General features: G+C 58.2%; 3 protein-coding genes. 1 reads left to right on the top strand and 2 read right to left on the bottom strand.

Annotated features, from left to right (window positions below; translation table 11 throughout):
* Nucleotides 1-15: 15 nt before the first annotated feature.
* Nucleotides 16-4332, bottom strand: a complete 4317-nt coding sequence (locus CJP46_RS19170) for a PA14 domain-containing protein (RefSeq protein ID WP_256992421.1) — start codon at nt 4330-4332, stop codon at nt 16-18.
* Between the two features lie 605 nt (nt 4333-4937).
* Here CJP46_RS19170 and CJP46_RS19165 point away from each other — a divergent pair.
* Nucleotides 4938-5765 carry an alpha/beta fold hydrolase gene (locus tag CJP46_RS19165; protein ID WP_094597228.1) on the top strand — a complete coding sequence of 276 codons (828 nt, stop codon included), beginning with the start codon at nt 4938-4940 and terminating at the stop codon, nt 5763-5765.
* Nucleotides 5766-5851: 86 nt separating this feature from the next.
* On the opposite strand, the gene CJP46_RS19160 is transcribed toward CJP46_RS19165, so the two are convergent.
* Entirely contained in the window at nt 5852-12082 is a 6231-nt protein-coding gene (locus CJP46_RS19160) for a phosphodiester glycosidase family protein (RefSeq protein ID WP_094597227.1), read from the bottom strand.
* Nucleotides 12083-12452 lie beyond the last annotated feature (370 nt).

The following is a 12452-nucleotide window of genomic DNA, read 5'->3' as shown; positions in this document are numbered from 1 at the left end:
TTCCTTTCGATCCGTTTACTTGAGCAGGGCGGGCTTCGCCAGCTGCAGCGGAACATTCAGGTCGCTGTCGAACCGGTCAAATACGAACACCTTGACCCGGTAATCGGCTCCACTGACGTTGAAGTATTGGGAATAGTTCATCTGATCCCGGCCCAGCGGAATCGAGTTAATCAGGATCGGCGTGTTCCCGTTCAGAAGTTCAAACACTACGCAAGCCTTGCCGTCGTAATCTGCCAATGCGTCGATGGTCACGTCGACCTGAAGCTGATCATCCCTTTTCACGGTCCCTGTGATCGAATAGGTGTTATGAACGCTGTTGACGGTAAATGCCTGGTCCGATCGGAGAGGCAGTCCGGCAGGTCTTCCACCATCCTCATCGGCCTTCACCCGCACCATCACCGAACCGGCGGCGTAGTCTTGATCCCCGACCAGCTGCGGATTTGCCGTTACCGGCGACCACGTCTTGCCCCCGTCAACGCTGTATTCGTAATCGGACCATTCCGCGTATCCGGGAACGTTGGTCCAGCCGAAAGTGTTGTGCCCATCGTCGACCACCGGAGCCGTCGGTGCTGCAGGAACGCTGTCCCCCGTGCTTACGGCGCTTGCCTCCGAGTTATCCCGTTTGTCGACCGCCCGGACGGCAAATTCGTAAGTTTCGCCGGATTTGCTTCCTTCGACCGCATACTGATAGCTGCTCTTTCCTTCGGCAGCCGGTACATAAGCGCTCCAGTTCTTACCGAGCTTGCCGTTCACTTCGTAAATGCGGAAGCCTCTGACCGCATCCTCCGGGCTTTTATCCTTCGGTTTGGTCCAGGACAGTACGGTCTTTCCTTCCCCGGTACGACCTGCAGTCAAGTCTTGTACAGGATCCGGCCGACTGTCGTCTTTACGGAGAATCGTATAGGTGTCGAAGGGCGATTGTTCACCGGATTTATAGGACTGGATCGTAAAGCTGTCTTCCGTCATCTGGATTCCCGAATAGATCGGCTCGTATGGCTGTTGGTACGTGGCCGCGTAATACCGGTCGACCCCGTTTTTCAGATCGTAGTATTTGGTGCCCGACGAGTTGTTGATCATATAGAGCGTCCCGTCCGGATTCACTGCGCTGCCGTTCTCATCCGTTTTCACGTTTGCCACCGGCTTGTCGTTATACATCTGGTAAGATCTCATAAAAGTATGGTCATGCCCCTGCAGCACTACGTCGATTCCGAGTTCGTCAAAAACCGGATAGAGCGTCTGGCGCAGCTGTAAAATATCGCTGTCCAGCGCATGGTTGCCCAGGGAATAAATCGCCTTGTGGAAAGCGACGATCTTCCATTTCCTGTCCGTTTCAGCCACTTCGCGCTTCAGCCAGTCGATCTGCTGGTTGAAGGACTCCTTCTGACGGTCGTCCCAGCCGATGTCCATCGTATTCAGAACCATGATATGGGCATCTCCATAGTCAAAGGAGTATACGCTTCCCGGAGGCAGCGGATCGTCAATCGAATCGTTCGGATAGTTAAAATGATAATAATAGTTATCGTTATAAGGCCCTTCATGATTACCGACCGCCGCCATAATCGGCAGATGCAGCAGCATATCCTGTGGTTTGCCAAAGTAATCCAGCCACTGGGATTCCAGTGAGCCGGCATCTACCTCGTCACCGGTCATGACCATAAATTTGGCGTTCGGGTAATCCGCCAGGCCGTTCTTCAGCGTATCGGCCCATACCTCATAATCATGCGAGTTGCCGCCTTGCGAATCCGTCAAATAGAGAAAATCGAAACTGTTTTCGTCTTCCTTTTCAGTTGTGAAGCTGCCTGTGGCGCTCCAATTGCCGTCGCTTCCTACCCGGTACTGGTAAGCCGTTCCCGGTGCCAGCCCTTCAGCATTAACCTTGTGACTGATAAAAGAGCCTGTCGTCGAGTTGGTGATTTTGAGATTCAGTACCCGGGTGTCCTCCGGTTCGCCGACATAACGCTTAACCTCTTTCGAATCAAAGTTTTGGCCGGCAGGCACGATCTCCGCGACACTGTCTTTAATATTCGACGGCGCGTGGTCCGGCTTCTCATAGCTCGTATACCAGGCGAACGACCGGTTCGTTTTCGCTTCATCGTGAAACGACATCGCAATGGCCATCGGAGAATAGTCGACAACCTCGGATAAATTAGCCGGAGTGAACATGAAGCTGGCCGCATCCGTTCCATCCGCAAGCTTCAGCCCACCTTTTCCGTCATAAGACAGTTGAAGGCTTTGATTTGGCAAAACGGTATCCGCGAAGCGCAGGATCAGGTCGGAAGAGTCGCTGCCCTGCTCCGCTCCGGTCACCGATACCGGCTGGCCTCCCGCTTGCAGCGTAAAGTGATCTTGGAGGCCGGTCGGCAAGTCTGCCAGGTCTGCGTTCATCGTCAGCTTCAGGCGGAGCCCGTCTGCCGCTACGCTCCCAGACAACGGTCCGGTATAATTTTCCGGCAGATAAAAGGCGCTGCTCGGAACGATATCCTTGTTCATCGCTGATGTAGACCAGCGCAGATATAGGTTTGAGCCGCCGAAGTCCTCAAAATACTCGACCTTGAAGCGGTACTTCGTACCGCCCTCGAGAGTCACGGGAAGGCTGGTCTGCTCCTTGTCCCAGTCGTTGACCCAGTGGTCGATCACCAGCTGATCGTCGATCCAGAGCCGAAAGCCGTTATCGCCGATCATATAGAAGGTGTAATCCCCCGACTGCGGCGGGACGATTTGCCCGGTCCAGCGAACGTTGGCATGGTCCTGGCTGCCGGTCAGGCTCTGCAGGATATTGTCCAAGTTGCTGAAGTTGATTTGGGAATCCACCACGGTCGCTGTATGCTGCCCAAATCCAAAGTCGCTCGTTCCGGTGTAATATTCACCCAGCAGCCCCTGGTCTTTGCCGATGACCGGAGGAACCGCATCCGAACCAGTTAGCTCCAGCGAGTAGAACAGGTCCGAGCTGGTTGCGGCGTTCTGATGGACTTCAGCCGCCAGCACATTCGTGCCGTTCACCAAGAGGGACGGGTCAATCGTGAAAGCGAAGTCCTCTCGCTCATCGGCCACGGCGGAAGATGCCGGCGTGCTCGAAGTGACGGATCCTTGCGGCATATTCGTTCGATAGACTTCCTGACCGTTCAAATAAATAATTGCGCCGTCGTCGCGGACGAGGGTCGCCGCCAGCTGCTTCACCGCATCCGCGTCTTCGATTTGAAATTTCTTACGGAAGTAAGCCGTAATGTATTTGTTGTTTCCGTCCGGACCATACCCGATCCGGGTTTGCAGATCGAGCCCTTTCCCGCTGCTGGCATAGCCGAGCGGGGCTGCTCCGCGCTTCCATCCGCTGTCGTCATATCCGGAGGTCTGCCAGCCTGCTCCCGGACCTGTGCCGTCATCCAGGTAGGACCATTCGCTGCCCCGGTCAATCAGCTTTCCGCCTGCAGCGGCGGCAGCTCCCTGTACAGCGCCTTCTTGTACGGTGATCAGCGAGGAAGCCTTGAAGCCTCCATCTTTCGTGGTCGCCGAGATTCCGGTGGTTCCTGCGCTGACCGCTGTAACCAGACCCTCCTCGCTCACCGTCGCGATATCGGGACGGTCAGACGACCATGTGATACTAGTTTGTGCAGCGTCCTTAGGCTCAAGGGCAGCCGTCAGCTGCGACGTCTCGCCTGCCGTCAGCACCAAGGTGGGCGGATTAAGGCTGATTCCGGTTACCGGAATGTCCGCCGCTGGTGTCTCAACCGATGGGGTTTCGGCCACCGGTGTTGCAGCCAGGCTTCCGAATGCCTGAAACTCGTAGATGTTCGCGGCAGCCTTGCCGGTCTCCGGATCTTGGCCGCCTGGATTCGTAATATTCAATTTGAAATACCGGGCCTGCACCGGCTGTTCCAAATCATGCGTAGTCGTGCCGTATGTATTGTTCGTCACGGTCACCACCGGCGTCCAATTCTTGTCGTCGCTGCTTGTTTCTATCGTGAAATCCCGGGTGTTCAAGTCGTCCGGTTCTCCCGCCGCGCTTGCATGGGAGATGACAAACCGATCAACCGTCGCTTCGGCGCCGACGTCAATTTTCAACCAATAGGGGTGACCTTCATCAGGCAGGCTTCCTTCATCGCTTGCATCACTCCATTTGCCGCTGTCGCTGTGACCATCGATGGCTCCGGACGGCGCATATTCTGACGACAGATAACCGCTAGCCGTCGCTTTAACGCCTTCCGCCGCAAAAACATTTACCTCCGAAGGTTCCGCGCTTGCCGGAGAATCCGGAAGATACCCTGTGGAAAACAGCGACGTCCACAGCAGAAGCGCAGCAAGCAGACGGCTTGTCAGAGCAAAACTCCGTTTCAAATCTTTCCCTCCTATCAATGCAATAATCATTAGGAAATGATACGTATAAGCCCTGGGAGATTCAATTCATGCTTCGTAAAGCTAGAATTAAGTTTTTGTAAAGCTTTAAGGCTGATTTTGTGACTTGTATATAGCAACTTTTGCCGAAGCATGTGATCTAATGGCGAGTTTCTCCTTTGATATGTAAAATAAGGATAATATATCAATGATGTGTGAATGTAAGGTTCATAGAGATAGATCAAGAATTGCGAGCGTATTCATATTTTCAAAAGCAGGTTGCCTTTGATAGATGGCAGGGCTTACATCAATTGATTAAATCTATGTAAAAACCGTCCGGAAATTCCCTGTTTCTGGATATTTAATTTTGCGAAAATATCGACATCAACACGGGTCGACAAGAAGCCATGCCGGGGGTAAAGCGATATTGGGCAGCCAAATCGAAGGCATATCTCGGAAGCAGAGCAGCTCAAAGAGGAAAAAGCTGAGGAAAACAACATAACAACTCCGTTTTATTGTTGACTAAGGAAACAAAGATGTTGTAATATTGTTTCCATATTCAACAATAATGAAAAATCACCAATATTCATAGACCAGGAGGTAACGTCATGGAACTGAGAGCGGATCAAGGGAGTATGGGCACCGTCCGCGCCAATGACGGAACGGTTATCGGTTACAGGGTGATGGGTGCAGGGCCCGGACTTCTGATTATTCACGGCGCTTTCCGGGCCTCCCAGCACTACCTTCAGCTCGCCCGGGAGCTGTCGGACACCTTCACGGTATACGTCATGGACCGGCGGGGACGGAACGGAAGCGGCGCCAAGGGAGACGCCTATTCCCTGGCCACCGAGTGCGCGGATGCGGCCGCCATCATGGACCAACACGGAATCTCCCTGCTCTTCGGCCACAGCTACGGAGCTGTCGTGGCGCTTCAGCTCGCAAAACATCGCCCGCTCACCAAGGTAGCCTTGTATGAACCGCCGATGATGCGCTACTTTCCGTCCGAATGGCTGCCCACATTCGAGCGGGAGATGCAGCGGGAGGATTACGCCGCGGCGAGCGTCACCTTCCTGAAAGGCATGCGCATGGGCGGATGGCTCGGCCGGCTGCCGAAGCCGCTGCTGAACCTGATGTTCCGCAAAATGGCCAAAGGGGAGGAATGGGAAGAGAACGTGCAACTGCTGCGGACCGTTCCCAAGGAAATCCGGGCTGTGCTCCGGGAGGACTTCGGCATCGACCAGTATCGGGAAGTGAAGGTACCCGTGCTGCTCATGACCGGAACCAAGTCGCCGGGTTATTTGCACGAAGCGGCGGCAGCACTGGAAAGCTGCCTGCCCGACAGGCAGGTCGTATCTCTGGAAGGTCTTCACCACAACGCTCCCGACGATCAGGCGCCCGGGCAAATTGCCGGCTTGATCAAAGGATTCATGGAGTAACAAAAAAAGACCGGCAGGGTCAGCTTAATGAAGCTGTTCCCTGCCGGTCTTCTTGATTTGAGACCGAAACTTTTTGAATCCGAAACTTATTTTCCCGCCTGCTCCAATTGGGTCAGGACGTTGTACAAGATCTGGGCCGTTTCGGCCCGGGTGGCCTGGCCGTCCGGATTAAACCGGCTTGGCCCCTGCCCTTGAATCAGTCCGGCGGCATACGCGGACCGGACGGCTTCCTGCGCCCAGGCCGGCGAACCGGTGACGTCCGTGAACGGCGCCAATGCCCCGCCGGCTGCGGCTGTCCCGCCCGCGGCCCGATAGGCGCGGACGATCATGGCCGCCGCTTCCTGGCGCTTGATCAAGGCGTCCGGCGCGAAGCTTGCGCCGCTGACGCCTTGGACGATGCCCGCCTTCGCGGCGGCGGAGACGGCTTCCGCGTACCATGCCGCGGAAGGCACGTCGCTGAAGGGCGCGCTGCCGTCGCCCTCCAGGTGCAGCAGGCGGACCAGCATCGCCGCCATTTCGGCGCGGGTCACCGGCTGATCCGGCGCGAAGCTGCCGCCGCCGACGCCGTCGATGAGATGCTTCGCCGCCAGCTCCCGGATGACGCCGGAAGCCCAATGCCCGTTCGTATCGGCGAAGCTTTTTCCGTATTCCAGAACGGCGTAAGCGGCATCCAGCGAGCTTACTTCCGCTTTCAGCTTGCCGGCTGCGGCCGTTCCCCCGATATAGACCAGCGCACCTTGGCTGCTCAGGCCATACAGCCCGGACAGCTTGGCATCAAGCCCCGAACCTACGGGGAGCTCAAGCGTTACCGGCTGCTCCAGCGCCGTCACCGGGTGAACCTGGCCGTCCTTCGTGATGAAGCTCAGGCTGAGGGTGAAGAGGCTGCTTCCGGCGCGAAGCACCGCGCCTTCCGCCTGCCCGGCCTTCGCCACCCGCTCAGAGGCTTCCGTCTCCGGCGCGCGGGATGCCGCCAGCCGAATCGTGCTGCCTTCGAGCTGATCGGCGGGCAGCTGGCCGCTTACCGTCTGCAGGATACCGGCAGGCAGCGTGATCTTCAGGTCAGCCGCGTTCACCGTCACCGGCTGTCCCTGGAGCAGCGAGGCGGCGCTGCCCGGCAGAATCAGCTCTTCGAACGGCTGATCGGTGTCTAATACGGCTCCGCCTGTCTTCAGAAGCGCCGTCAGCTGCTCGGCGTTAAGTTTCCACTTGCCGTTTTGGCCCGGCTCCGGATCCGGCTGGGCGGGCGGAGTCACCGGTGGCTGCACGGGTGCAGGAGAGCCTCCCCCACCGCTGCCTGAATTCCCACCGTTATCTCCTCCACTGTTGCCTGGGTCACCTCCGCCGGGGTTATCTCCACCGCCGTTGCCCGGGTCACCTCCGTCGGGGTTGTCTCCACCGCCGTTGCCCGGGTCGCCTCCGCCCGGCTGTTCCGGAGCTTGAACGGTGAGTTCATATTCGGCCGACAACGAGCCGTAGGCAGCCGATATCACCGTCTTCCCTTCGGCTATCGCCGTCACTACGCCCTGCTCACTCACCGAAGCCACGTCCTCGCGGCTGCTGCTGAAGGTTACGCCTTCCAGCACCTGAATGCGCGTGCCATCTGCATAGACTGCCTCCGTCACGGTCTGGTCGGTCTCGCCTTCCTTCAGCACCTCTTTGCCCGTCAGCGACAGCGATTCGGGCTCGCCTTCCGGCGCTGGATTCACGGTGACAATCGTCTCCGCGAACAGATCCGGGTTCACCGTGCTTGCCGCCCGAATGACGGCCGTTCCCGTGCCCGTCGCCGTCAACCGACCTTCCGGCGATACGGTCACCACTTCGCCGCCCTCCCCGGTCGGCTCGGCGCTGTAGACGGACCACGTAACGCTCGGGTCCGCTCCATCCGGCTTCACCTTAGCGGTAAGCTGCCGGGTTTCGCCGACCGAAAGCTTCACGTCCTGCTGCTCGATTTCGACCGATTCCGGAGCCGGAGCAGCCGTCTGCTTGGACAGCGTAAACTCGTCGACGGTTCGTCCGCCGACCGTCTTCGTCACAAAGTGCAAGCTGTCGCCGTCCACCTCGACCGAAGCGTACATTTGCGTCGCTTCGTCGTCGGTGATCCGCTGCCAGTCCCGCTTGGTCAGCGAGTAGAACTTCGGTCCGGTCGAGCCGGCCACGACATAGGTCGTTCCCTGCCCGTCCGGGACGATCTCGTTGTTCATCATCGGGAAGGTCCGCAAGTAAATATGATCATGCCCGTTCAGGACAAGATCAACCCGATGCTGCTCGAGCACCGGCGCCCACAGCCGCCGGATGTCGGCCGTATCGTAAATGCTGCCGTACGGGCCGCGGTGGAAGATGGCGATCTTCCATTTTTTATCCGTCTGGGACAAGTCCTGATCGAGCCAGTCCTTCTGCTCCTCGTACTGGTATTCGCTGTTCAGGACGACAAAATGAATATTCTTGTAATCAAAAGAGAAGTTGCTTCCCGCCAGGCTCGGCAGACCGTTGCCCGGCTGGTTGAAATGGGCCAGGAAATCGTTGTTTTCCTTCGTTCCCATAACTTCATGGTTACCGATCGCGCCGACCAGCGTCGTGTTCAAGAACGCGTCCTGCGCTTCGCTGAACCACCACTTCCATTCCTGCTCGTTAAAGCCTTTGTCGACCATGTCGCCGACATGGACCATAAACTCGGCGTCCGGCGAATCTTCCACCGCCTTCTTCACCGTGTTGCCCCACAGCTTGAACCCTGCCAGATCTCCCGCCTGGGAGTCGGCGAAATACAGGAACTTGGTATGATCCCCGTCAGTTTCAGCCGTCTTGAATGTGCCCTGCTGGCTGTAATGACCGCTGCCGTCGCCGACGCGGTACACGTATTCGGTGCCCGGCACAAGACCGCTTACGGTTGCCTTATGCACCCGGATCGCCCCCAGATCCAGCGTTTGGTACAGATAGCTTGCTCCCTCCGTTTTCATCACATTCGGCTGGTCAAACCCGGTAAAGTCCGCCTTTTTCGCCAATTCCACCACGGTCTGCTCCGTGGCCGGGCTCGTATGCCAAGTGAATCCGCGGGATGCGGCCGGATCCTCGCCCATGCTGACGCTGATGTTGTACGGCGTTTCCGTACCGGACAGCGGCGACACCTTAAACTCCGCCACCGGGCTGTACAGGTCTCCCTTCATCGCCTGCACCTGATACGTCTTGACCTCAGCCGTCAGCTGTTTGGTGCTCAGCTCGCCCTGCGGATCGGTCGTTCCGACCGGGCTGCCGTCCGCGGTGATCTGCGCGCCTTCGACCGGCTCCCCCGACTCGTCTTTGACCGAAAAGACCGTTTCGTAGCCCTGAATGTTGCCGTTCTCGTTCCAAGACAGCGACAGGGCGCTCTTGATATCGGATTTCAGCGGCAGCCCAAAGAAGGGATACACCACGCTGCCTGTGCCCGCAAATGTAACGTTTCCGGACTCGAACCGGATTTCATTCGTTCCGGCGGCGTCCTTTTTCACGTCATAGCTGATTTGTCCGATCAAATCGCTGTCGGTCAGCCCTGCTTTGTTCAATTGGCTGAAAGTCAACGCTGCCGTGCCGTCTTCGCCGATGGCTGCGCTTGCCTGGGTCGCGTCCAGCTTGCCGCCCGGAGTAAATGTGAGATTCTCTACCTTGCTCAGGTCAAAAGCAAGCCGAAGCTGTCCTCCCTGCAAGCCGGAAGCCTTCACACCCTTGATGTCGACCGTGTACGCGCGGCCCCCGTACAGCTCCTTCGGCGTATCGTACGTCAGCTTTGAGGAACCAGTGTCCACGTTAAACGTCCACGCCTCGGTCGTCCGGTTGCCGGACAAATCCGTCACCGACACCTTAACCAGGTGCAGTCCGTCCGCCAGCGGCGTCGCCGGGGTGTAATAAATCCGGCCTTCCGGCGGATACAGCGTGTGCTGCACGCGCTGCCCGTCCAGGTCAAACCGGATCGAGTCCGGATCGATCAGCGTCGTCCCCGGATGCTGCGCCGGATCATATCCCGCGTCTTCTCCGTACACCTTGATCACCGGCTGGTTGCTGCGGATCGTCTCCCCGTCCGCCGGTGAAAAGTCCTTCAGAATCGGCGGCTCCATGTCGTCCTGATTCGGACCGTACAGAGCCCGGATCTGATCGACGTAGATCACCCCGGCATCCTTCTTGGGGGACGAAGTTTCCATGTAACGGACCGGCATGTCCATGGTCAGCGGGAGCGTCCGGCCTTTGGGCACTTCCGCCTCAAGGTACTTCCACCCGGTCCAATCAATGCCGATATTCTGGTCGGTAAAATCGAGCGGAATCGCTCCCTTGCTGTCGCGCAGCTGTGAGCGCAGCCAGTGGGTTTTGCCGTCCCCGTATACCCACATGCTGATCTTCTCCGGATATCCCGGAATTTGAATGGCCTCCGCCGGCGTCTTGCTCTGCAGGTAAGCGCCCGAAGTTCCCGGCATCCCGGTAAAATCGTACTCCAGCTTCAGCGAACCGCTGCCGAAACGGACGAGGTCCTCACTTGTCTCGATGCTCACCTTGGATGTTTTAAACTGCGCGCCGGCTGACGGCAAGTACTTGTCCAGGCCGTTTTCGAAATCCTCCAGCACGACCGGAGGCTGGCCGATGGTCACGTCCATCTGAGCTTCCACCCCCTTGTAGCTGACCACAATTTTGCCGCTCAGCTCGTTGCCTTCCGCCGCGGTAAATACGCCGGCGTCGTCGATCGTGCCGATCGGCCCCTCGACGCGCCATGTCAGCAGGCGGTTGTCCGCCTGCACCACCTGGCCGTCGCGGAGTGCGGTCACTTTCAGCGTCTCCGACTGGCCCGGCGGGAAGCTGCGCAGCTGATCGCCAAATTTCAGCCCGGTCAGCGTATCGACCACCTCGACTTTCCCGGCACCGCTTTTGCCGCCCGATGCGACGGCGATATCCGCCTGTCCGGGCGTGGAACCCGCCGTAAAGGCGCCGCTGCCGTCGATCGTTCCGATCTCCGGGCTGACGCTCCACTCGGGCGTGCCGTCCATGGCGGCCGGATGCAGGTTAACATCCACGCCGGCCGCCTTAAAGGCTGCCGTGGAGCCGGCCAGCACCCTTGCCAGCTGCGGCTGGACGACCAGCTTGTCCAGCGGCCCTTCCGCCGCCTTGTTCACAAGCAGCAGTCCGTTGGCCGTCTTGCGCTCCCCGCCGTCCGAAGGGGAGTTCAGCAGCGTGCGCCCGGTTTCGCCCGGCATGCGGGCGATAAACGTGGACGAGCCGCCGCCGTCCAGGTTGATGGCGTTCACGACGCCCATCTCCTCCATGATCCGCCCCAGCTCAGCCAGCGTCACGCCTTCGCTGAAGCCCGGCTGGCGCCCGTCGATTTCCAGCATGACGACGGAGCCGTCCGCTTTCGTACCGATCGCCGTGCGCGGATGAGCCGCCGGGTCGCTGTTCGGCTGCGCCGCCCCGTCCTTGACGAGCAGCGCGGAGCCGCCGATGGCCATCGTCACGCCGCTCCAGGCCGGATCGAGGCTGAAGGAGACCGCTACCGTATCGCCTGTCTTCAGGCCGGACAGCACCGAACGCTGGCTGCCGGAAGCCGACAGGATGACCTGCCCGGCGGCCGTCGGCGTGCTGCCTTTGTCCTTATGGATGCCGGCTACCTTCAGCTCCAGCGCATCTCCGCTTTTAACCTCACCCTTCACGACGTCGAGCACGACTTCGTCTCCCAAATCGTTGGTCATGGTCGAGCCGTAGAAGTCGGACGTGTACAAAACGAGATCGTTATTGCCCCGCGTCCGGTTGATGGACGTCAGCTCGCTCTCCTGCCCGCCGATATCCAGCGTCCGCGTAAGCTTCGGGCTCGGTCCGTACATCGTCGTGCCGTCCCCTTTGATGCCAAAGGCATACCAGTCATTGGGCGGACTTGTCAGTATTTTTTCGCTGCCCATGAAGTAGCCGAGCGGGACGCCGGAAGACATATCATAAAAGTCCCCGTTGATCCCGGCGATGACCCGATTCCCCGTTTTGTCGATATCCGCCGCCATTTTGCTGACCGGCTGCATGCCGTATACTTTGCCGTCCGTCATGCCGGGCTCAAGCGCCAGCGCCGGATTGGACGGATCGAACTGCACCATGTGCAGCTTCTCCAGTCCACGGTCCAGCTTCATGTCCCTCCAAGTATAGACCGCGTCCGGCCCGATCTGGACCTGCCGCTCGTCGACGATGCTTCCGGCTGCCGCAGCCTGTCCGCCGGCTTCCGCCGCCAGTACGGGCCGCCCGCCGGGCAGAGCCAGGGTCAGAACCAGCGTGCCGGCCAGCAGCGATGCCCACAGGCTCCTCGTCCGTTTTCTTATCATTCGATCTTTGCCTCCTATTCCATCTGACAGAATTCGGGTCCTTCATAGAACGCCTCGACAGCAAAGTATAGCGGTAGCGTGTTAAGCCATCTCCCCTCTCTTCGTAAAATTTTGTCAATCCAATGTAAAATAAAATTAAATATTCACTAACAATATAAAATTTTATTTCATAATTGGATAGGAACTTTGTAACTAAGAAAGGGACAAAACCAGAGGTTCCAAGCACCGTTTTGGCAACAATATTCGACACTGGGTACGTGAAAGCAGCCGGCCAGACTGTTACTTCTGCCTCCACTCGCGATTCCACTTCCACCTTTACCTTTACCTTTACCTTCACCGTCATCTCCGCTCCACCGGTACAGCTGCCAGA

The organism is Paenibacillus sp. XY044 (assembly GCF_002257645.1).
Classification (GTDB): domain Bacteria; phylum Bacillota; class Bacilli; order Paenibacillales; family Paenibacillaceae; genus Paenibacillus_AQ.
Note: the sequence above shows the minus strand (reverse complement) of the source record. Positions and strands in the feature narration are given on the sequence as shown.

What these genes read in the sequence shown, in the direction of transcription:
- CJP46_RS19165 (WP_094597228.1), top strand. Translation starts at nt 4,938, where the DNA reads ATGGAACTGAGAGCGGATCAAGGGAGTATGGGCACCGTCCGCGCCAAT.
- CJP46_RS19160 (WP_094597227.1), bottom strand. Translation starts at nt 12,082, where the DNA reads ATGATAAGAAAACGGACGAGGAGCCTGTGGGCATCGCTGCTGGCCGGC.